The 22,822-nt window shown below is 46.9% G+C and carries 17 protein-coding genes and 1 tRNA gene; 10 read left to right on the top strand and 8 right to left on the bottom strand.

The genetic code is table 11. From position 1 onward, the window contains the following. The first annotated feature begins 63 nt into the window (after positions 1-63). Positions 64-282, top strand: coding sequence for a helix-turn-helix transcriptional regulator (locus F3J26_RS17545; RefSeq protein ID WP_160623722.1), 219 nt, complete (start codon positions 64-66; stop codon positions 280-282). Positions 283-500: 218 nt separating this feature from the next. Here F3J26_RS17545 and F3J26_RS17540 read toward each other — a convergent pair whose 3' ends face one another. From F3J26_RS17540 to F3J26_RS17530, 3 genes are read right to left on the bottom strand one after another with little or no spacing between them, the layout of a single operon-like run. Beyond that, on the bottom strand, positions 501-1,286 hold the full coding sequence (locus tag F3J26_RS17540) for a hypothetical protein (RefSeq protein WP_166995120.1): 786 nt from the start codon (positions 1,284-1,286) through the stop codon (positions 501-503). 11 nt (positions 1,287-1,297) lie between these two features. Next, positions 1,298-2,302, bottom strand: a complete 1,005-nt coding sequence (locus F3J26_RS17535; RefSeq protein WP_166995118.1) for a GTPase family protein — start codon at positions 2,300-2,302, stop codon at positions 1,298-1,300. A gap of 38 nt (positions 2,303-2,340) precedes the next feature. Then, positions 2,341-3,024 carry a WYL domain-containing protein gene (locus tag F3J26_RS17530; RefSeq protein WP_166995116.1) on the bottom strand — a complete coding sequence of 228 codons (684 nt, stop codon included), beginning with the start codon at positions 3,022-3,024 and terminating at the stop codon, positions 2,341-2,343. 480 nt (positions 3,025-3,504) lie between these two features. On the opposite strand from F3J26_RS17530, the gene F3J26_RS17525 reads away from it, so the two are divergent. The 5 genes from F3J26_RS17525 to F3J26_RS17505 all read left to right on the top strand — a co-directional run bounded on the left by F3J26_RS17525 (position 3,505) and on the right by F3J26_RS17505 (position 11,086). Next, the gene (locus tag F3J26_RS17525) at positions 3,505-4,839 is read left to right on the top strand and encodes a DUF1173 family protein (RefSeq protein ID WP_166995114.1); all 1,335 of its coding nucleotides are present in this window, start codon (positions 3,505-3,507) and stop codon (positions 4,837-4,839) included. A 124-nt stretch (positions 4,840-4,963) separates the two neighbouring features. Continuing rightward, the gene (locus tag F3J26_RS17520) at positions 4,964-7,039 is read left to right on the top strand and encodes an AAA family ATPase (protein WP_166995112.1); all 2,076 of its coding nucleotides are present in this window, start codon (positions 4,964-4,966) and stop codon (positions 7,037-7,039) included. Then, positions 7,032-8,321: an McrC family protein gene (locus F3J26_RS17515; RefSeq protein ID WP_166995110.1), complete on the top strand. Its 1,290-nt coding sequence runs from the start codon at positions 7,032-7,034 to the stop codon at positions 8,319-8,321. The genes F3J26_RS17520 and F3J26_RS17515 overlap by 8 nt, the downstream gene beginning before the upstream one ends. Before the next feature lie 237 nt (positions 8,322-8,558). Next, the gene (locus F3J26_RS17510) at positions 8,559-10,223 is read left to right on the top strand and encodes a hypothetical protein (RefSeq protein ID WP_166995108.1); all 1,665 of its coding nucleotides are present in this window, start codon (positions 8,559-8,561) and stop codon (positions 10,221-10,223) included. 2 nt (positions 10,224-10,225) lie between these two features. After that, positions 10,226-11,086 carry a hypothetical protein gene (locus tag F3J26_RS17505; protein ID WP_166995105.1) on the top strand — a complete coding sequence of 287 codons (861 nt, stop codon included), beginning with the start codon at positions 10,226-10,228 and terminating at the stop codon, positions 11,084-11,086. Positions 11,087-11,183: 97 nt separating this feature from the next. Here the strand turns inward: F3J26_RS17505 and F3J26_RS17500 are convergent, their stop codons facing one another. The 4 genes from F3J26_RS17500 to F3J26_RS17485 all read right to left on the bottom strand — a co-directional run bounded on the left by F3J26_RS17500 (position 11,184) and on the right by F3J26_RS17485 (position 15,658). After that, the gene (locus tag F3J26_RS17500; RefSeq protein WP_166995103.1) at positions 11,184-12,308 is read right to left on the bottom strand and encodes a DNA cytosine methyltransferase; all 1,125 of its coding nucleotides are present in this window, start codon (positions 12,306-12,308) and stop codon (positions 11,184-11,186) included. Continuing rightward, positions 12,301-14,076: an Eco57I restriction-modification methylase domain-containing protein gene (locus F3J26_RS17495; RefSeq protein ID WP_166995101.1), complete on the bottom strand. Its 1,776-nt coding sequence runs from the start codon at positions 14,074-14,076 to the stop codon at positions 12,301-12,303. The genes F3J26_RS17500 and F3J26_RS17495 overlap by 8 nt, the downstream gene beginning before the upstream one ends. Positions 14,077-14,120: 44 nt before the next feature. Beyond that, complete coding sequence (locus F3J26_RS17490) at positions 14,121-15,374, bottom strand: tyrosine-type recombinase/integrase (RefSeq protein WP_166995098.1); 1,254 nt, start codon at positions 15,372-15,374, stop codon at positions 14,121-14,123. Between the two features lie 199 nt (positions 15,375-15,573). Beyond that, positions 15,574-15,658: transfer RNA gene (locus tag F3J26_RS17485), tRNA-Leu, on the bottom strand. 206 nt (positions 15,659-15,864) lie between these two features. Between F3J26_RS17485 and F3J26_RS17480 the strand changes: the two genes are divergently transcribed. Further along, a complete protein-coding gene (locus F3J26_RS17480) occupies positions 15,865-16,917 on the top strand; it encodes a Gfo/Idh/MocA family protein (protein WP_166995096.1) in 1,053 nt (350 codons plus the stop codon). Between the two features lie 80 nt (positions 16,918-16,997). Further along, positions 16,998-18,017, top strand: a complete 1,020-nt coding sequence (gene ahr, locus F3J26_RS17475; RefSeq protein ID WP_166995094.1) for an NADPH-dependent aldehyde reductase Ahr — start codon at positions 16,998-17,000, stop codon at positions 18,015-18,017. A gap of 32 nt (positions 18,018-18,049) precedes the next feature. Here ahr and F3J26_RS17470 read toward each other — a convergent pair whose 3' ends face one another. Continuing rightward, entirely contained in the window at positions 18,050-19,690 is a 1,641-nt protein-coding gene (locus F3J26_RS17470) for a dihydroxyacetone kinase subunit DhaK (protein WP_166995092.1), read from the bottom strand. A gap of 136 nt (positions 19,691-19,826) precedes the next feature. On the opposite strand from F3J26_RS17470, the gene F3J26_RS17465 reads away from it, so the two are divergent. Together F3J26_RS17465 and F3J26_RS17460 are read left to right on the top strand one after the other, a co-directional pair. Then, the gene (locus F3J26_RS17465; RefSeq protein ID WP_166995090.1) at positions 19,827-21,329 is read left to right on the top strand and encodes a helicase HerA-like C-terminal domain-containing protein; all 1,503 of its coding nucleotides are present in this window, start codon (positions 19,827-19,829) and stop codon (positions 21,327-21,329) included. A 228-nt stretch (positions 21,330-21,557) separates the two neighbouring features. Beyond that, entirely contained in the window at positions 21,558-22,787 is a 1,230-nt protein-coding gene (locus tag F3J26_RS17460) for an amino acid permease (protein WP_008460798.1), read from the top strand. The last annotated feature ends 35 nt before the right edge of the window (positions 22,788-22,822 follow it).

Here is a 22,822-nt window from a genome sequence, read left to right as displayed (position 1 = left end):
AATCAACAGGTTAGTTCTGCGGCTCCTGTCTTTTACCCACTCAAAGACAGAAGGACAATCGTCATGAACAATCTTCCGACTCCCGATACCGACCTGATGAACGATAAGCTGGTGGATATGGTCTTCATCACCACCTTCACGGGTCTAACCGATAAGTGGTTCTACAAGCTGATTAAGGACGGTCTGTTCCCGAGACCCATCAAGTTTGGCCGCAGTTCCCGCTGGCGGGAAAGTGATGTCAGGCGCTGGCTGATGGAACGCATAGAAGAATCCCGCAAATAATGCCCTTGAGGCCACTTCCACACGCCTTATCCGTAAACAGCAACCCGACACAAGCGCTATGTCAGTAAACGTCTGGCAGGGCTGTTGCTGCGCGTTATTTGTCAAGGGACGCTGTAGGGATGAAATGAATGACATCCCAGCGGGGTTAAACATAATTAAAAGGGGGAAGTGTCGGATAATTGACTGACACTTACTCCCCGGACTCACCATAGTTAAATTTAATTATTGAAGGTCCAGCTACCGGAATCGGTCACAATACTGGCTTCGATAATACGGTCACATTTCATATATTTGAACGTGGCCACATCACCGAATTGATATTTGGTAGGCAGGGTTCTGTTACCGGCGCTCTCCATTTTACAGTTCCCTCTGTTAACTCTAATGGATTTCAGTACCACGTTGTCATCAGTGATTGTGAGCTGAATAACGCCATATTTAGTATTCCAGCCTTCATTGCTAACTGAGCTGCCAAACTGTACTTTAAATGGTGGTGTAGTCGATTGCTGTACCTGCTGTTGTTGAGAGGGGGTTGGTTTATTAGTCTGCTGACTACCAACGCCATTAATACCATTCTGGAGGAGGCTCCTGGAAACTTTAATGATACCCGGCTTGCAGGATACGGTGCTGGTTTCCTGACCCATTGAATTCATGACCGTGTAATAAGCATCACCTGCACCGTCATATTCCGAATAATTAAGTGCGATAGCGCCTTCAATATCGTCACTTTCTCCGCGCAACGTGAAAGAAGCGAGTCCCGCATCTGATTTAGGGATTACTTTTTGCTTCGCCTCACCGGAAGGAATGTCCAGTTTAATAACTGAACCTCCCTCTTCGGAATCACCACCGGGCTTTTCAACACTGATATATACAGTATGACTGGCATGACTGAGCGTCATTTGCTCGCCGTTTTCAAGCATGCATTGCAAGTCGTAGCCTCCATCTGCATGAGCAGACTGGGCAGCAAATAACGATATTAACAATGCAGGAACAATTAGTGGTTTCATTAAATGTTTCCTTATCCAAAAAAATGGTCCCAGGCGTTACCCGCCCACTCAATAACCTTATCTTTCCCCTTACGGGCTAGCTCTTTGACGGGACCAGGTAACGGAACAGAATCAATAAAGTCGTCAAGTATTCCGGAGAGCACGCTGGCAAAGCCGCCTTTCGCCTCCGTCTTTACGTCATCGGTTTTGTACTCTTCCTTAAACTGCGAGGCTGTGCTGCTTTTAGCTCGATCAGGCAAAGCACGGATCATCGTTTCCACCAGACGAAGGATGTTGTAGCCCTCATCGGCGGAGATAGGGATTACCGGATATAGCGTAAAGCCAAAACGTTCAGTAATGTAAGATTCTTTCTTTTCGATGTTGATGCGCTGTGCTGGGGACGGCTGATGCAGGTATGTATCCCACTCACGGAAGGGCTCGATTTTATCAACCTGGTTGAGGACGAACAAAACGCGCTCACCACCACCTGCAGGGAGCAGGACATTATTGTAGAAATGCTCATCTGCAGAAAAAGCTCGATCATCGCCTTTTATCACCCAGAGGATGAGATCCAGTGAGGGAAGCAAAGTACGGTAAAGATCTTCGTACTCTTTATCCCGTAAAGCATTCTCACCGACACCAGGAATATCAATTATCTTCAGCGAACGTTTGCCGAAGCGTATGCACAGCTCCTGAGCCTCCCGCGTACAGGCCTCAACGTCGCTGACCGCACACACTTCCCCCTGAAACAACGCATTACACACGCTGCTCTTTCCGGCACCGGTCTTTCCCATAACACCAATAACAGGTTCATAGTCGATAGCTTCACTGATTTTGTTCACCAGGTTTTCCCGCAGCGACTGAGGGAAAACATCGAGAATATCCCTGATGTCAGGTATAAGCTGCTGGCTGTCGGTTTTTATCCCATTGCTACCATTAAACATATTGCCCCATATTCCTGAAATCCCCCCTTCTCTTCTGGTGATGCCATTGGCATCAGTAATCATCCGGCTTTCGCCCTTCACCGGGTCATCCATAAAGGACTCCTTGCTTATGTTGAAATGAACGTTGCCAGTTACTCTCTGAAGGTCTGAATAACGTCACTGATGAAACGAAAGTGTGGAAGAGCCGAAATAAACTCCTCACTGGCGGTGAGTGCATCAAGTTCAGGCTTTCTGCGAAAAGAGGTGTCAAGAACAGTTACAGCGTTAACGTCTTCCATCCGAAACACCTGTAGCTTTCTCGCCCGAGTAGCTACAAGAAACCAATTTCTTGACTGGAAGATCAGGCGGCGAGGAGCCACTCCTTCGTAGCTCTTACCATTGGCTAATAGCGTGACGGCCCGGTAGTCACGGATAGCTTCGGCCAGTTCCAGAAAGCAAGTGGTCTGGGTGATTGGCGATGGCAGCCCTCCATGCCCGATAAGGCATGGAGAGCCACCAGAACTGCTGGTAATCAGCCGGATTAGTCTGCGGTTTTGAGCCGGAATTATCCCCGAAATCCCAGAGTTGAGGATAAACGCAAAGGTATTGGGTAAATGCTCTCGACCCGTTCGCCGGATAAGTCGATAACTGCCACTGGAATGTTCAAGATCCAGATGGATTAGACGCTGCTGAAAATCCCGCTGTAGAGTGCGCTCTGAGACACCAAACTCATTTGCCAGAGCTTTCAGCTCCAGGGATTGACCAGCCAACAATCGGCTGATAATGACCGATAACCTGACGGACAGGCGGTCATAATGATCATGTTGTGTTTTCATGGTGAGAACAGTCCTGAACTCCCAAAATAACCAGATATTGATATGGGAGATTATGACGTACTGGTTCGACACGTTATGTCGTACCAAAGGGAGGTGGATTGAAAAAATGGCGAAGAAATTTAAGGCCAATAACGAATTGAAATTTCTGGAAATAATTGATTTAAGAGGGGGGTTAGGACCAAATATACGACATGACCTGTCGTATATCGTATTGCCGAACGGAAGGTATGTTCCATCCACTAAAATAATTTAGTTTCGAAAATATTTATAAATCAATGACTGTATGTACCGTGATTATGTTGGTCAAAGAACCTGAAAGTGACCAATGAAATTGGCAAAGAGTTTGCCCGTAATGTGCAGACAGGAGCTACAGATCTGCGATTGCAGGTCTATAACCCATAGTTTAAATGTGGGAAATTTGAACAATTATGGCTAATACGGTAAAACATTGATGTAGAAAGAAACATAAAGGGAAGGTCAATGGAAAGTAAACAACAATCCAAGGTCTGCGTTCATCTTCTTGATCAAGAAAAGCCCTATGACTTTTCGCCAGAGCAACAAAAATCCACTTCACATTCATTTTTCCAGCGTGCATTAAAGCTGGCTTGGGATAATCGCAGTTACATTGCGACCTGCTGCTGTGATCCGGCTCAGAAACTTAAGCTTTATGTCAGAAGCCATAAAGGTTCTGGTCCATTTACTCTCTGTCGAAACCCAAACACCGGTCCTCGGCACAAACCATCCTGCTCATACTACTCTCGTGTAAATACTGATGGTGGTGCAAAAGCATATTCATCATCGGCTGTCAGGGAAGAGGAGGACGGAACCCTTCGTATCGGATTAGATTTTTCGTTACGCGTATCGACGGCGGCCCCTGAACGCGCAGCTCCGGCTGCAATACATCCTCTAAGGGAAAGAAAGCAAGTCAAATGCCTTAGGAAAATGAAGATGTTAGGTCTTCTTCATTTGCTTTGGGAAAACACAGGGCTAAACGAATGGGCTCCATCTCTGGAAGGAAAGAGAAGACTGACAACAGTAATGAGCCGTTTGTTTAAGGAAGCCAGTAGCATTAAACAAAGCCACACAGTTCTGGCCGATGTTCTATTGCGCCAAGGAAACGAGTATGCCAATAAGAAAGCTGTGAATTACGCATGTGCGAAAAGTCGCCGTCTGATCGTTATCTCAGAACTTAATGCATGGTCTCCAACTCTGAATGTTGGCAATAATCTGCCTTTGGCAGGAACCACAAAGAGCAGTCCCCCTGCCGGGATGCCTTATCTAACAATCGATAAATCCCGTTGGGAAAGTTCCTTAGCCAGATTTCCACGAGATGTAGCATGGTGGCAGCGTGGTGGTAAAATTATTGCTATTGCTGTCACCGACGTGCCAGTCAAAAAAACATCTAAAAAGTCTGGCCAGGAATATTTTTCCGCCTGTGTTCGTCAGGTGGTTTTAATGATGGTGAGTGAACGATGGATCCCACTTGATTCATCTTTCGAAGGGATCATTGAAGAAAAGCTAGCTAAGGAACGACGCCAGTTTATCAAGCCATTGATTTATGATTCTGCGGAAGATCAGTACCATCCCGACTTCATACTCACGGATGTCAATGGTACAGACTTCGTTCCTCTCGAAGTATGGGGACGTGATACTGAGGATTATTTACAGCACAGGGCTGTGAAAGAAAAATGGTATCAGCAAGAGTTTGGTGACACTTGGTGGTCATGGGACGCTGTAAGGGATCCGAGAGGCAATGAAATACCGACCTTCCCACCGCGAAAGGAATATTACGAATTTAGATACCCTATCGAGTAAAAGTCTTTTGGAAGTATGCAAGCCGCTGATGTTGTTCTACCAGCCTCATGGATTTACTTAATGCAATTAGAGCGCATCATCTTCGTTAAAAAATAAGCAATGTCGCCGCAGAGGAAAGGTCACGATGACTCTTGTAGATAGTGTCGAAGCAGGCAAGCTGACGCTCAGTGAATTGATTGATACCCTGGCAGAAGATGAAAATTATGAACCTTCCAGGTGGAATCAGCGATACCGTGAATTTACGGGGCTGCTACAGCAAGTCCCAACATTCACGGCACCTGGATCTGAAGATTTGCTCAAACGGCTTTGGTATGAACGTGATAACGGCATTGCCAGCATTCGTCAGGGTGTCCCTTCATTGGCGGAATATCAGCAAAGTCTGCCACTGCTTAGAGAACTAACCGAACGCGTTCGTCAGCAACCAGATGAAGCTACCTATCAACACGTAGGCAGTGCTCTGCAGAAGGCCAAAGAAACCGGGCTACTTAAGCGTATGTATTGGAGTTTGAGAAACCGCGTTTTTGCCGCTTTTTTGCCAGAAACCTGCACTAGTGCCGTGGATGAGAATGCGTTTACAAAAGTGGCAGATTTCTTAAATAAGAAGTTCAGCCTAGGTTTGGAACTGAATGGAAGTTGGCTGCAGAAAAACCATGAATTGAAGCAAGCCATCCACTCTAAATCCCCGAATGCAGATCCTTATTACGTAAATATGGCTATCTGGGATCTCTATGAATTGCTCCGTCAACGCGATAACGAACAAAAGCAGGAGAAAGTGTCCGATACAACATCAACAGCCAGTAGTGAACTCACCGAAATTAATACCCTACAACATTCACCAACTAATGTGATCTTCTTTGGCCCCCCAGGCACTGGCAAGACCTTCACGTTACAGCAAAAAATGAAAGAGTACACCTCTCATGCTGTACCAGCAGATCGAGATGCCTGGCTGGATTCTCGCCTTGAGTCGTTGAACTGGATGCAGGTCATAACTCTGGTGTTGCTCGATCTTGGTAAACGAGCAAAAGTTCGCCAAATTATTGAACATAAGTGGTTTCAACGCAAAGCACTATTAAATGGCCGTAGTAGCAACTTTTCACAAACTGCTTGGTCAACGTTGCAATCCTTCACCATACCGGGATCAACTACAGTCGCTTACAAAGGCCGCCGTGAACCAGCGATCTTCGACAAAACTGCCGATAGTGAATGGTTCCTAGTTGAATCCCAGTTAGAGCAAGTGGATGAGCTGCTTTCTCTATATGCTGAGTTAAAACAGGGCCCTAAATCTGCCGAAGCCATCCAGCGTTTTGCAGTGGTTACGTTCCACCAATCTTACGGCTATGAAGAATTTATTGAGGGTATCCGCGCTCGCTCTGACGAAAGTGGCAATATCTCTTACCCTATTGAGCCGGGTATCTTTATGCGCCTGTGTCAGCGTGCCAATGCCGATCCAGCACATCGCTACGCCATTTTCATTGATGAGATCAATCGCGGCAATATCTCCAAGATCTTTGGCGAGCTGATTTCGCTCATTGAAATAGACAAACGTGCGGGTATGTCCAATACAATGAGCCTGCAACTGTCTTATAGCGGTGATCACTTCAGCGTACCCGCCAATGTCGACATCATCGGAGCCATGAACACTGCGGATCGTTCTTTAGCTCTGATGGACACGGCTTTGCGCCGTCGCTTTGACTTTATCGAGATGATGCCTGATCTCTCTTTGCTGAGTGGAAGTAAGGTGAAAGGCATAGAACTCGAGTCGTTGTTAGAGAATCTCAATAGCCGCATCGAAGCACTTTACGATCGTGAACATACGCTAGGACATGCGTTCTTTATGCCAGTAAAAAATGCACTCGATGCCGGTGATGAAGAGGCTGCATTTAAACAATTGAAGATCGCATTCCAGAAAAAGATCATTCCGCTGTTGCAGGAATACTTTTTCGATGACTGGAACAAGATCAGGCTGGTGCTGGCAGACAACCAGAAACAAGACGACAGTCTGCAATTCGTGATTGAGAAAACTGACGATCTAGATACGCTTTTTGGTAACAATCATGATTTACGACGCCATGATCAGCAATCGACAGCTTACGAGCTCGAAGCATTCGATCAAGAGATCTGGAACAGGCCACAGGCTTACCGTGCTATTTACCAACCCCTACAAACCACTCTTGATGAGCAGGCTGTAAACCATGGGTGAAGTGATCTCTGTTTTTGAATATGACTTGTTAGGAAGTAAAGGTTCAGCCCCAGCTGGAGCAAAGCACTTAAATCCAGAAGTCTTTGCCTACTTGGAGGAACTTAGCCTAACTAGCATTCAAGGAAACCAGTTTATCAAACTCACCTCACGCTCAGGTTTCAAATTGCTTCAGGTGCAAAAATACGCGGGGATGCTTTCTACACCTCACGGTTTCCAACTTGAGATACTACCCAAGGTTGGTAAAAACCTCACTACTGTGAGTGCGCGAGAAACATTCATCACGATGCTAAGTCACCTGCCTGGGTTTCGACATATTCAAACCCAGCAGGCCACTCTGCAGGCACAGCGCATGTCTTTGCTCGAGATTTTTATCAGCCAGTTTTTGCAAAGCGTCAGCCGATTGCTTAAACAAGGTTTACGATCCGACTATGTGAGCGAGCAAGGTAATCTGTCTTTTATGAAGGGCAAGCTGATGCTTTCCGCGCAGTTGCGGCATAACGTGGTGAATCGTCATAAATTTTGTGTCGATTATGATGACTACATGCCAGATTGTTCAGCCAATCGGCTTTTACATTCCGCGCTGGATAAATTACTTAGCCTGAGACTTTCATCTGAGAATCAACGCTGGCTTTACGAGCTGCGCTTTGCTTTTGACGGTATCCCACTTAGCCGGGATATTGAGAGTGATATAAGCAGCTTACGCCTAGAGCGTGGTATGGCTCATTACAACGAGCCATTGGCTTGGGCGCAATTGATCCTGAGAGGCATGAACCCGAGTGCCTTGCAGGGAAATACCAAAGCAATATCACTCTTGTTCCCTATGGAAGCGGTATTTGAGTCATTTGTTGCACAAACCCTTCCCGACGAATTACCCCCTCAACTCAAAGTTAAATCGCAGGCTACCACTTATTCCTTGGTGAAGCATGGGCCTAATGACTGCTTTAAACTTCGCCCAGACTTATTGATTCAGTCGTGCCAACCGGTTCAAACCAAAATGGTGATGGACACAAAATGGAAGCTGGTGAATAACAACCCGCAAAAAAAATCACTGTACGGGCTGGCGCAATCTGACTTCTATCAAATGTTTGCCTATGGCCAAAAATATCTTGATGGGAAAGGCGAGATGTATCTGATTTACCCTGCGCATGATGACTTTAGCCAGCCGATACAACAGCATTTTGCTTTCTCAGACGACTTAAAATTATGGGTGGTGCCGTATTTGATTACGGCAAAGCGTGGTAAGAAGATGATATGGCCTGATGAGGCATTCACTTGCATTTGAAAATAACAACATTTATTTATGGTTCACCCACCATACGTCATCCTAATAATCCCTTGAGATATCGAATTGAGTAGAAGTGATGGTAGCCACTATGAACAAATACTTCATTCACAAACCAATTCCACACCATAATTATTAATTTATTTAATTAAGCTTATGCAGTATAAGAAACAATCGATTGAAAAAAATTCAGTAATGCTATATTATACTAAAAAATTATCTTTATAAGGGATTGATATGGCATCACATATGGGAGTACAAACGTTAGCAACAATAAGGAACTCTAATGTGGAACTCTTTATCCACTTTATACTTTTAAAGTTTGCTAATAATTTGAAATCAAAAGGCGATATAATTTCTTATAAAGTTGAACAACAAATAAAGTTTTACTCTGATATTGCTAATGATATATGGGATCATAAATTAACATTATTAACAAATGATAACAAATCAATTGAATTCTGGGGGCAAACCACATGTTATAAAGGAAACGCAAGAGGTGTTCCTGAGCCTAATAAAACGTATGAAGTGAGAGAAACACTTGTTGAGGGATTATGTATACGACAATACTTCGATGAGCGACCATATGTTGACTCTAGAACAATTCATTTTACAGTTGGAGATCCGCGATATACATACAAATGGTTTTTAGATTTAAAACAATCAATCTTTGATAAATCCATTTATATTGGCGAACCGAACTATGATATTTTCCAAGACATTCATAATCTTTTTGAGAATGAGTTTACAGAAGAAGGAAAACTGAAGGCTTTTGAGCGCACGCTCAATCAAAACCACGTTCTCTCGCACTATATTAACGAAACCATTAACCATTTAACCAATTGGTATATAAATGATAAATATCAAGAGTCTTATTTGGCAAAACTTCAATGGGAATTAATAAAAAAAAGAATTCACTCACGGGTTTCAAAATATACCCCCCCATCCCAAGGTATGAATATTAAAGGCAAGGTAAACGCTCTTGTCACATCTATCGATGGTAACACAACAGATCCACTAGTACGCGAAACGGCAATGATTTTACTTTCGAAGAATCCTTTTCTTAAAACGTCACTACAAATTGTTTCAGAGTGGGTTTATTATACAGACAGTTTATTCTTATTAGCTCATCGGTTTAGCTCATTATATGAATTTATTATTGAACTCTGGAACTCAAGACTACCCGAAAGGTTAGTAATTAGAAGAATATTATTACGATTAAGATCTGATGATTTCATATCATACATTCAAGATACCGACATTGTAGGTATAACTGAACATAATATTTATAATGGTGATCACACAAACGTTCAAACAACCCAGATATGTTCTAATATTTTGATTTCATTGAATGAAATGAATATCTCCTCGTCTTTAGAATTAGCAGATCTTATTTCAAAGAAAGGAAAATCCATTGTCAATGCAGCTAGATGGTTTGAGGCAAAGAATGGGACTGAATTAAAACCAAGTTTTGATTACATATTACTATATCTTATTAATAATGGTTATACTGTACACACGCCTGCCAGCTGCGGGATAAATACTACCGGTTACCATGCACAGCTCACAAATGAAACTGTCAGGCCTTATACAAATCTTAAAATTATTAAGGATAAAAATGGAAAAATAGTATGCTTGCTTAAAGCTAAATTTTTCAGGGAACAAGAATTCGCACGTAGATGTAAAGAAGAAGCTTTTGTTGGGCTTACAATAACTAACTGGTTTAATGGTAATGATTTTGTTAATAAATTAACCTTTCCTTTGATTATGTTTATCGATATGCCTTTTGAATGTACTCCAACGGATTACTCATTAAATAGGCTAATTGACTTTGGCTGGGAAATTGCATTTTCACCAGATGAACTACTTCAGAAAATTAGTTCTAGCAATATTGGATGCTGAAAATGAGCAAGATGATTACCACAGAAGATTTAAGAGAGCTTTCAATCACTTTCTGTCCAGAATTGGAATATATTATTTATAATAACTCACTAGAGTCAATATCCACTTGGGGGAAAGGACTACAAACAGGAAAGTCTATAGAATTTATAACATTATTAAGTATATTGCATAATGCTAAGAGATTGGGGTTCAGTATAGAAATCCCGCAAATTTTTTTTGAAGAGCCAGCTTTGTTTTATCAAAGAAATGTCATTCCTTATCATCATGGAGCACAGGCTGGCCATTCTAATTCAATTAGAGACAATATACCATTAAACTTAAAATTTCTGGCATCGCTAACACCAAAAGCTATTTTAAAATCCCCAGATAATAGAACATTTTTATTATTCAGAGAGGGGCATCCAATACATCTTATTGATTATGCTACAAAAAACAGGGGGCAATTTTATTTTGAAAGACCGGATATTGTCTTATGTGAGGCTCAAATAATAAACACGCTGGCTCAAGGAGTTATTAATTTCCATTATATCTCATGTGGAAAAGAAATCTCTGGCTCTCTGAAGACAATTAATCAACCAACGATACCATTAATTACATACAATAACACTGGTGTTACAACAGAATTTACTGCGGGAATCGTAGAATGTAGTGTGGGTAAAAATTCGAGCAATGCAGATACGCAATTGCTTTCATATAAAAAAATCTTCAACTCCAACGCTACTTCTATTTTAGTTAATGGAAAAAAAGACATTACGAATCATTATGATATACAGGTAACTCTTGACCTAAATAATTTTAGACCTGAGTCATTTACCTCAATTCTAAACTCTGGAGTATTAACCTTTTTGAAAAATTTTATTTAATATTTTAGAGGAGCCTTGACGTAAAATACCAAAGGCTCCAAGAAATAAGCTATTATTTATCAGATGATTAAGAAAAGCTAACACCTTCACATTGTAATTATAGCAATTCAAAAACTTTTGCAAATAATTGTGCAGAAAAGAGTGGAGGTACTGCATTTCCAATTTGTCGAGCTTTTGATGTAATCTTCCCTTCAAACTGAACCCAGTCGGGAAATGTTTGAAGACGTGCTTGTTCTCGAATAGTCAATCGCCTTGTACCTATTAGCTCTGGTAGTTTTTTATATTTGATACTTTTTAACTTCTCACATTTAATCCATGAAGGGTATCTATTCCTCATCAATTCATGAAACTCGTTTTGTGGTTCGAGTAAAATTACCTCTTCATCTGGTGCGGGGCCCGGAATAAAAGCTGATGTAGCCGGATTTTCACATAATGCAAATTCATCCCCTCTAACTCTTAGAGTAAATGCAGGCTCTGAATGAGCGTTACGATTTCGAGGTCCCCTCATTTGTGCATTAGCTCGGTGTGAAAAATAGTTACCCTGGGGTAAAAATAAATCACTTAATGCATAGTTAACAGAATTAAATGGCTCTAGTTGTGCATCTACATTAGGATGCTGTTTGTTTTTTCTATTATCATAATGCGTCACCTCAGGCCAATTAAACTTTACCCCTTGATTATTTCCAACGAAAATAGCTCGCTTGCGTAATTGCGGGACGCCGTATAATGCCATGTTGATTACTTTATAATCTAATTCATAACCGATATTTGCAAAATCTTCGATTATCTGTTGTAAAATAACTCCTCCACCAATATTAGTGATGCCCTCAACATTTTCCATCACTAGCCATTTTGGTCTGTATAAACCAACTAAATCAACGAAGTATTTGTACAAGTGGTTTCTAGGATCATCTAAAAAACGTTGTCCTCTAGCCAAAGAAAAACCTTGGCAGGGAGGACCTCCAATAATGATATCAACCTTTCCGGGTACAGTTCGCGGCTTCCACTCTTCAATTGGACAGCATGCAACATCTTGAGCCATAGGGAAATTCTTTTTATATGTAGTTATAGAATCATTATCAATATCTACTGCCCCTAGAGGAGTGCCGCCAGCCATTGCAAAACCAACACTAAGCCCACCGGCCCCGGAAAACAAATCAAAACAAGTTGGTTTCAATCCCGTTGAAGAATACACTTCTTTACCTAAAATTTTATCAATCATCTTCTTCCCGATACAGCTTGGCGATCAGCCTATCAATTTCACAGGATAACTCTTCATTATCCCCAATGCTAATCAATTTTTCAACTAAAATTTTAATTTCATTCTGAATGGGGCCATTCTCAAATACATTTTTAGGAAGTGGGAATTTTTTTACAAATTCTTTTTTAAATCTAAATCTACCTTTTGTGTTTAAATTACCTACACTTGAGCAGTTGTTAACAAAATATTCCCTTGCTAAAGAACTATTTAGTATTCCAAGGATAACCAGATTATCAGTATTCAAAAAATATGCGCCATCAGGTATTAGAGTGCCTTTTTCAACAATGGAAAAACGTTGCGTTGATGACAAATCAGGGAATGCTATTTTTCTTTTAAGCATTTCATCATAATAATTACACGCCCTCAATGCATACCAATAATTATTTTTTGCTTCAGTACGTGAGGATAAGCGGTCCTTATATTTTTCCAAATACTCCAGAACCGCCTCATCATTTATTTGTGCCTTATGAGGAATGAAAAGTATCTTATGCATTCTTTTGTTTCCGGCCCATTTTTTTATATTAGCTGGCAAAATTATTGGCCTAAGTAGTTTTTCATCAACCTCTTGGGAAAAAATAAATTCCCCGTTATCTGGAAAAATGTATGCGCTTGAGAAACCAGTGCGAATACCAGAATAGACATGAACATTTAACTCGCTCATTGGGATTGTATTTTTATAAATTGCAAATGTATTTTTTAATGAGCTCATGGATTCATGAAAAGACCACCCATCTGTTCCACTTCGATTAATGAATGCATTATTTAAATTCAATGATTTATTAAGCATGCCTGCTAACTCATCGTTATTTTTGACGTGTAGGAAATCACATGTATTATTTACCTTGTTGCTTTTACTTAAAACATATATAGCAGCATGAACATCAGCATTACAAAAAACCTTGGATTCATCAAGATCTATATAACTACTTACTTGGGCATTTTTATATAACCACCCCCTAAGCCTTTCTGCATTTTTTGCTCTAGTAAAGGAGGTTGGTGATATATATGCGAGACAACCATTTTCATTTAACGAGATAACTCCCATTAAAATAAAGCAATAATATAAATCAAATCCACTGGAATAATTATTTTTATATATCCTCTTTAATTTATCCTTATATTCAAGTGCTAATCTAGAAGATCTGATATAAGGTGGGTTACCTATAACGATATCAAATTTATGATTGTTTATCAAATCATCAAAATAGGAAAAATGCATTAAGGTATCTACGTTTAGCACTTTTAATTTATTCATACTGATTAGACGAGACACATCAAAACCATTCGTTTCGAGATATAAGTATATGCTTTTCGCAATTGACAACGCACCAATTCCAGATATCTCTGAAATAGTTATACTAGGAAGTCCATCTTCATTCTTAATATGTAACCTCTGGATATAATATTCATAAATTTTCAACGGAAATACACCGGCTCCACCGCATGGATCAAACCAATGTATTTTAGATGGATCGGTATCTTTGTTATTACTTATCCATTGTTTGAAAACTAAATCCACCATATATGAACTTATAGGCTCGGGCGTCTCAATTACACCTAAATTTAGTCTTTCTTCAATAGTCCCATGATTGTAAAAATACTCTTTACTAATCACTTGAGCAGGTTTTTCATTTTCAAAATCAAAGGATTTAATGATTTGCCTATCAATATGGTCATAATTAACGATGATTTTTTTTAGGATGCTTTCTATATTCTTAAACTTTTTCATCACGCTCTCTCATTTTTTTTCATGCTTTTTAGTTGATGATATGATTACTGCTTCGGTTTAAAAGTAAATGGATTAGTTTCTTTTATTCGATTAATCTCGAGGAAATCCGCCCACCACTGCAGCATCAATCGACGTTCATCTAGGTGCTCGGCTTTATGAATGTATGCAGCCCGCACAGAGTTGCGCTCCATATGGCTCATCTGCCGTTCAACTGCATCCCTGGACCACAACCCTGACTCAATCAATGAACTACATGCCATAGTCCTGAAACCATGCCCGCAGACCTCAACCTTCGTGTCATAACCCATCACGCGCAGCGCCTTGTTCACTGTATTTTCACTCATAGGTTTACGAGGGTTGTGATCTCCAACGAAAACAAAATCACGCTCGCCACTAAGCTTGTGAACCTGTTTAAGGATTTCTAATGCCTGGCGAGACAGCGGTACTAAATGAGGTGTACGCATTTTCGAGCCACGCTGTGAATGTTTCACTCCTTCAATAGCTTCTCGTTCAGCCGGTATTGTCCACATTGCCGTTTCAAAATCGATTTCAGACCAACGCGCAAAGCGCAATTCACTGGAACGAATGAAGATCAATAAGGTGAGCTCAACGGCCAAGCGGGTCAAAGGGCGTCCAGTGTAACCGTCAATTCGGCGGAGTAGTTCAGGTAGACGTTTCAGCTCAAGTGCAGGGCGATGGACACGGTTACTGGAAGCAACTGCTCCAGACATCTCTTGGGCCGGGTTGTAATCAATCAAGCCACTTTGCACTGCATAGCGCATGATTGCTGTGGTTCGTTGCTGAAGACGAGAAGCGACTTCAAAGCGGCCTGTAGCCTCTACGATTTTAATGGGTGCAAGCAGGTCTCGAGTCTTCAGCTCTTCAATGCTCCGCTTGCCAATAGCGTGAAACAGATTATCTTCCAGGCTCTTCAGTACCCGTCGACTGTGATCCTCTGACCATTTCTTGTTAGTTGCGTGCCACTCTCTGGCAACTGACTCAAAGGTAATAACCTCTTTCGTCTGCTCTTCTTTTACAGCCCGCTTGTGATCGCGAGGATCGATACCTGCAGCAACAAGCCTTCTAGCCTCTTCTCTCTTTTGACGAGCACCAGCCAATGAAGTTTCAGGGTAAACCCCAAAAGCCATCAGGTGCTGCTTACCACCAAAACGAAAGCGGAACCGCCAGTATTTTGAGCCGTTAGGGTGAATAAGCAAAAACATGCCATCCCCATCGACAAGGGTGTACTCCTTTTCCTGTGGTTTTACGGAACGCACTTTAATATCTGTCAGAGGCATAAAAGTTCTCCTTCCATGTGCCACTGTGAGTATACAACCATTATCGAACCAGCATATATACTCGGTTCTATACTCACAAGCGACTTGATGTGGGTTGACTCAGATTGACTTCTGTTGAAAGGAAAATCGCGGAAAGCCTTGCGGATACTGGATTTCAGGCACAAAAAAAGACGTCCGTTGACGTCTATTGATGTTCCGATGGTGCCGAAGGCCGGACTCGAACCGGCACGTATTTCTACGGTTGATTTTGAATCAACTGCGTCTACCGATTTCGCCACTTCGGCACTGAAGGGGTATGCGGAAACGTTGTGGATTATACCTGTCGCTGGCGGCCTTGCAAGCGGCGCTGTGCGTAAGTGGCGTTAAGTGCTGAATTTTTCAGCGACCTGCAGCTTTCCTCATTGCCCCCTCTATAAACAACTCTGCGGTTTACATTCCCGCTCGTTTGCGATGTGATTTGCTCTCAGCCAGGCCACACAACGGAGCCCCCATGTCCAATCCCACTCCCCCCATGCGAGTCGCCATCATCGGGCCAGGGCAGATCGCCGGGAACGTGCACGCGGCTTACTATGCCACTAATTCCTCTCTGGCTTTGGTGGCGGCCTGCGGGCGCGATCTGGCTCGTACTCGGGCGTTTGCGGATAAATTAAATATCCCCGCGGCGTATGACGATGTCGGGCAGATGCTGCGTGAGGCGAAGCCGGAGATCGTCAGCGTTTGCTCGCCCAATATTCTGCACTATGAGCACGTGATGCAGGCTCTGGAGGCGGGTTGCCATGTGTTGTGCGAGAAGCCCCCGGCGATGACGGTGGCGCAGGCAGATGAGATGCGGCAAGCGGCGAAAAAGGCGAACCGGGTGCTGGCCTACAATTTCCATCATCGATTTGCGCTGGACAGCGCCCTGCTGCGCGAGCAAGTTCAGGCCGGGGCGCTGAGGGATGTCTATGTCACCACGGCCAAAGCGCTGCGCCGCAGCGGCGTGCCGTCGTGGGGGAATTTTATCAGCAAGGATTCGCAGGGCGGTGGCCCGCTGATCGATCTCGGCATTCACATGCTGGACGCCGCGCTTTATGTGCTCGGCTTCCCCAAAGTAACGCGGGTGATGGCCCACAGCTTCCGTAGGCTGGGCAACACGAAAAACAGCGGGCAATTTGGCGAGTGGGATCCGGCGCTTTATACGGTGGAAAACGCGCTGTTCGGCGTGATCGAGTTCGAGGGCGGCGGCATTCTGCGGCTGGACACCTCTTTTATTCTCAACATGGAAGAAACCTCGCAAATGAACGTCGAGTTCTGCGGCGAACGCGCCGGTGCCACGCTGTTCCCGGCGCATATTTATCACGACCGCGACGGCAAGCTGGAAACGCTCCAGCGTCGGGAGGCCGCCGACGATCGCCGTCATTTCCGCGCCATGGAGAGCTTTGTCCGCCACATTCAGGGCGAACCGATTATGGTGGCCAATGCCGAACAGGGTTATGTCGTGCAGCAGATCGTCGCCGCGCTCTACGCTTCGGCGGAACAGGGCGGCGGCTGGGTAAAGCTTTAACCCTCCTGGGCACATTCCACCAGGTCGCTCCTCCGCCCAATGTTCTACACTGGTTGCAGAGCCAATATGGAGGAAGAGCGATGTCTGTTATCAAAAGTTATGCCGCGCCAAAGGCCGGTGCGGAGCTGGCGCTTCAGGATTTCGACGCGGGCGATCTGCTGCCGGAGGATGTCGAGGTGAAAGTCGAGTACTGCGGCATCTGCCATTCGGATCTGTCGATGATCGACAACGAATGGGGGTTCTCGCAGTATCCGCTGGTTGCCGGGCATGAGGTGATTGGCCGCGTGCACGCACTGGGGTCAGCGGCACAGAACAAAGGACTCAAAGTCGGCCAACGCGTCGGCATCGGCTGGACGGCAAGAAGTTGTGGCCACTGCGATGCGTGTATCAGTGGCAGCCAGATCAACTGCCAGCAGGGCAGCACCGCAACCATTATGAATCGCGGCGGCTTCGCCGACAAAATTCGAGCAGACTGGCAATGGGTAATCCCGCTGCCGGATTCTATTGATATCGAATCCGCAGGGCCGCTGCTGTGCGGCGGCATCACGGTGTTTAAACCGCTGCTGATGCACCACATCACCGCCACCAGCCGCGTGGGCGTGATCGGTATCGGCGGCCTCGGGCACATCGCTATCAAGCTGCTGCACGCCATGGGTTGCGAGGTGACGGCGTTCAGCTCTAACCCGTCCAAAAAAGAAGAAGTGCTGGCGATGGGCGCGGATAAAGTGGTGAACAGCCGCGATCCGGCCGAGTTAACCGCGCTGGCAGGCCAGTTTGATCTGATCATCAATACCGTCAACGTCGACCTGGACTGGATGCCGTACTTCAAGGCGCTGGCGTACGGTGGCAACTTCCACACGGTTGGCGCAGTCATGAAGCCGTTCGAGGTGCCGGCCTTCACCCTGATTGCCGGGGACCGCAGCATCTCCGGGTCAGCAACCGGCTCCCCGCACGAGCTACGTTCGCTGATGAAGCTGGCGGGCCGGGCGAAGGTGCAGCCGCAGATCGAGCTGTACCCGATGTCGAAAATCAACGAAGCCATCCAGCACGTACGCGACGGCAAAGCCCGCTACCGCGTGGTGTTGAAAGCGGATTTCTGATGTAAAAAAGGCTCCCTCGGGAGCCTTTTTAGTCACTTAACCAGCCCGGCAAATACCTCAGCCACGGCGACCGCCCCCGGATCTTTCACCCCATCGAGGTTGTCGCTGTTCACATAGGACGAGCGCCCGGCGTTGGCTTTTTGCATCTTCGCCGTGTCGGCCGCGCCCTTCTCTGCTGCCTTCGCGGCGGCTTTCAGGTCTTTATCGCTCAGAGCTTCCAGCGCCGGCTGCAGGGCGTCGATTAACGTTCTGTCGCCCAGATCCGCCCCGCCGTAGCGCTTCATCTGCGCCAGGCCAAACAGCAGGGACTCCGCCAGCGGCTGCTTCTCACTGACTTTTTGCCCGGCGGCGGTGAAGAAGATCGACATCAGCACGCCGCTGGAGCCGCCCATCACCGTTGCCAGTCGCTCGCCTACCAGCCCCAGCAGCGCGGCGGTATCGTTTAGCGGCAGCTTGCCTTTGTCGTTCAGGTTGGCGATGTCGCGCGCACCTTCGGCAAAGGTTGAGCCGGTGTCACCGTCGCCCACTTTGGCGTCCAGCGCGTTGAGGTGGTTTTCCTGGGCGATCAGCGTTTGGGTCACGCTTACTACCAGGGCTTTCACCTCGTCGTTAGCGGAAGGTTTTACCGCGTGGTCTTCGCGGATAACCGCCTGCTTCTGCTCCGGCATCGGGTGATATTTCACCATCGGCTGCCAGCCTGCGGTTTCCACGTCAGATTCAAGCGCCTGAATAAAGTCCGGGCTAAGCTTGATGGCGGAGAGCGAGAAGCCTTTCATGTCCAGGGCGCTGACCAGCGGCGCGGGGCCGATCAGATATTTGATCTGCGAACCGAGATCCGAATGCATCAGCTCTTTGGTCAGGAGCGCCATTTCTAGCGAGGAAACGCCGCCGAGGTTGTTGATCAGCACCGCCAGGTCGCTCTCTTTGCCCGTCGCTTTGCGCAGGTGCTTCACCAGCGTGGCAATCACTTCTTTGCTGTTTTGGGTATCCACGGTGCTGGCACCCGGCTCTCCGTGAATGCCCAACCCAAGCTCGACGTGGCCGCCTTTAATGCGCCCTTCTTCTTCCTCGCTGCCCGGCAGGTTACAGGTTTGCATCGCCACGCCCATGCTGGCAATGCTGTCGCAGGCCTTTTGCGCGATGTCCCGCACGTCGCCGAGAGATTTGCCCTGCTCTGCGGCATAGCCCGCAATTTTGTGCACCAGCGCTGTACCAGCGATGCCGCGCGGCTGTTTGTTATCCGGCAGCGAAATATCGTCGCCGACGATCACCATCTCGACCTTCAGCCCGTGCTTTTTGGCTTTCTCGGCGGCCAGGCCGAAGTTAAGCCTATCCCCGGTGTAGTTTTTGACGATCAGCAGGCAGCCGCGATCCCCGGTGACGCCGACAATGGCGTTCAGCACCGCATCCACGCTCGGGGAGGCAAACAGGTCGCCGCACACCGCCGCAGTCAGCATCCCTTTGCCGATGAAGCCGACGTGCGCCGGTTCGTGGCCGGAGCCGCCGCCGGAAATGATCGCCACTTTGCTTTTGTCCCAGTCGCTGCGGGCCACCACGCGGATGGCCGGGTCGATATCCAGCCGCACAAGGTTGCGGTAGCGGGAACTGACAATGACGCCTTCGATGGCATCGTTAACCAACTGCTTGCGATCGTTATAAAAGAATCTGGACATAGCTTTCCCTGGTTGTGTAAGAGATCTGCCAAGCATAGACCTTTGCCGGGCCGAGGGGGTAAACATGGGAAGATCCTGATGCTCAATTCGTGCGGAAGGCTATGCTTTAGACAAATGTTGCCACAGGGAAACGCTCATGACTGAACCACTGCTGATTGCCAGAACCAAAGAGACTGAACTGCATATTCTGCCCAACATGGCGAACCGCCACGGGTTGATCACCGGCGCAACCGGGACGGGCAAAACCGTGACGCTGCAGAAACTGGCTGAGTCCTTCTCAGAGATTGGCGTGCCGGTGTTTATGGCAGACGTGAAGGGAGATTTAACCGGCGTGGCCGAAGAAGGTGCCGAGTCTGAGAAACTCCTCGCCAGGCTTGCCAATATCGGCGTGGTGGACTGGTCGCCACACGGCAATCCGGTGGTGCTGTGGGATATCTTCGGCGAGAAAGGGCATCCTGTTCGCGCCACCGTCTGCGATCTCGGGCCTTTGCTGCTGGCACGGCTGCTGAACCTGAATGATGTGCAAAGCGGCGTGCTGCAGATCATTTTCCGCATTTCGGACGACCAGGGCCTGCCGCTGCTGGACTTTAAAGACCTGCGCGCCCTGACTCAGTACATCGGTGATAACGCCAAAGCCTTCCAGACGCAGTACGGCAATATCAGCAGCGCTTCCGTCGGGGCCATTCAGCGCGGGCTGCTATCTCTTGAGCAGCAGGGCGCGGAGTATTTCTTCGGCGAGCCGATGCTGGATATCAAAGACTGGATGCGCACCGATTCAAACGGTAAAGGGATCATCAATATTCTGTCGGCGGAAAAGCTCTACCAGATGCCGAAGCTGTACGCCGCCAGCCTGCTGTGGATGCTGTCCGAGCTTTATGAGCAGTTGCCGGAAGCGGGCGATCTCGATAAACCGAAACTGGTGTTCTTCTTCGATGAGGCGCACTTGCTGTTTAACGACGCCCCGCAGGTTCTGCTGGATAAAATCGAGCAGGTGATCCGCCTGATCCGCTCCAAAGGCGTTGGTGTGTACTTCGTGACGCAAAACCCTGCCGATGTGCCCGACATTGTGCTTGGCCAGTTGGGTAACCGCGTCCAGCACGCCCTGCGTGCCTTTACGCCCAAAGACCAAAAGGCGGTGAAGGCAGCGGCGCAAACCATGCGAGCGAATCCGGCTTTCGATACCGAAAAGGCTATTCAGGAACTGGGCACCGGCGAGGCGCTAATCTCCTTCCTCGACGCCAAAGGCAGCCCGACTGTGGTCGAGCGCGCGATGGTGATCGCCCCTTGTTCGCGCATGGGTCCGGTGACGGACGACGAGCGTAACGGCCTGCTGAATCACTCCCCGCTGTACGGCAAATATGACGAAGTGATTGACCGGGAGTCGGCCTACGAGATCCTTCAAAAAGGCGTGCAGGCTGCGGGAGAGCAGCAGGACGCGCCGCCCGCCAAAGGTCAGGGCGTGGCGGTGGACGACGGAATTCTCGGCGGGTTGAAGGATATTCTGTTCGGCAGCACCGGGCCACGAGGCGGCAAGCGCGATGGCGTGGTGCAGACGATGGCAAAGAGTGCGGCCAGGCAGGTAACGAACCAGATTATTCGCGGCGTACTGGGCAGCATTATGGGGGGGCGTAAGCGGTAGGTTCTGCGATTTCCCCCTCACCCTGCCCCTCTCCCTCAAGGGAGAGGGGATTTTTCTCTTTCTGCCCGTTCAATTGAGCCAGTGCTTCTTTCTTCCCCCTCTCCCTTCCAGGGAGAGGGCCGGGGTGAGGGTAATAACCTCTGCAATAACAGCCACATGACTCACCAGGTCAGTTTTGTGCTAGATTACGCCGGTTTTTGGAAATCAGTCAGAAGAAAAGATTAAATAATGCGCAAATTCTGGACAAAAGAAGAAACTTTGTGGAGTTTCGCCTTATATGGTACTGCCGTTGGCGCAGGAACCCTTTTTCTCCCTATTCAGCTCGGCTCAGCCGGCGCCATCGTTCTGCTTCTTACGGCATTGATCGCCTACCCGCTGACCTACTGGCCGCACCGGGCGCTCTGCCAGTTTATCCTGTCGGCAAAAACCCCAGGCAGCGGCGGCATCACCAGCGCCGTGACCCACTACTACGGCAAAACAATCGGCAACCTGATCACCGGGCTCTACTTCGTCGCGTTCTTTGTGGTGATTCTGATTTATGCCGTCGCGATTACCAATTCTTTGATCGAGCAACTGGCCAAACACGGGCCGATTACGACCACAATCAGAGTGCTGGTTAGCCTTGGCGTCGTTGCGGCGCTGAACCTGATCTTCCTGATGGGGCGGCAAGTCACCATCAAAGTGATGGGATTCCTGGTTTTCCCGCTGATTGCCTACTTCCTGTTTTTATCCCTCTATTTGACCAGCAGCTGGCAGACGTCTTTGCTGACCGAGGGCTTAGTCCTCGACCGCCACGCATTGGGTGAGATCTGGATGTCGATTCCGGTGATGGTATTCGCCTTCAGCCACACGCCCATTATTTCTACTTTTGCCGTAGCGCAGCGCGAAAGCCACGGCGAAGGCGCGATGAATAACAGTAAGAAAATCATGCGCGTCGCCTATTTTGTGATTTGCTGCAGCGTGCTGTTCTTCGTGTTTAGCTGCTTCCTGTCTATTCCGGCTCAGGATATTACAGCGGCGAAGGCGCAAGGCCTGACCATCCTGTCGGCGCTGTCGATGGTGCCGGGCACGCCGGCCTGGCTGGGTATTTCAGGCTTTATCGTTGCGATAGTGGCGATGTCCAAGTCGTTTCTGGGCACCTATTTCGGGGTGATTGAAGGGGCGACGGCGATTGTTAAGTCCACGCTGGGCGCGGCAGGTATGAACCGAAGCCGGGCCTTCTGCCGGGCGCTGTCTATTACCCTGATTTCGCTGCTGACCTTCGTGGTGTGCTATATCAACCCGAATGCGCTGGCGATGATTTACGCCATCAGCGGGCCGCTTATCGCACTGATTTTATTCATTATGCCAACGCTGTCGACATATCTCGTGCCCGCACTTAAGCCTTGGCGTTCGCTGGCGAATCTGTTGACGCTGATTATCGGGATCTTGTGTGTGTCGGTGATGTTTATTCACTGATTTCACTCACCCCGGCCCTCTCCCAAAGGGAGAGT

Source organism: Enterobacter sp. Ap-867 (assembly GCF_011752855.1).
In the GTDB taxonomy this organism is placed as follows: domain Bacteria; phylum Pseudomonadota; class Gammaproteobacteria; order Enterobacterales; family Enterobacteriaceae; genus Cedecea.
This window is presented reverse-complemented; position numbering and strand designations above follow the sequence as displayed.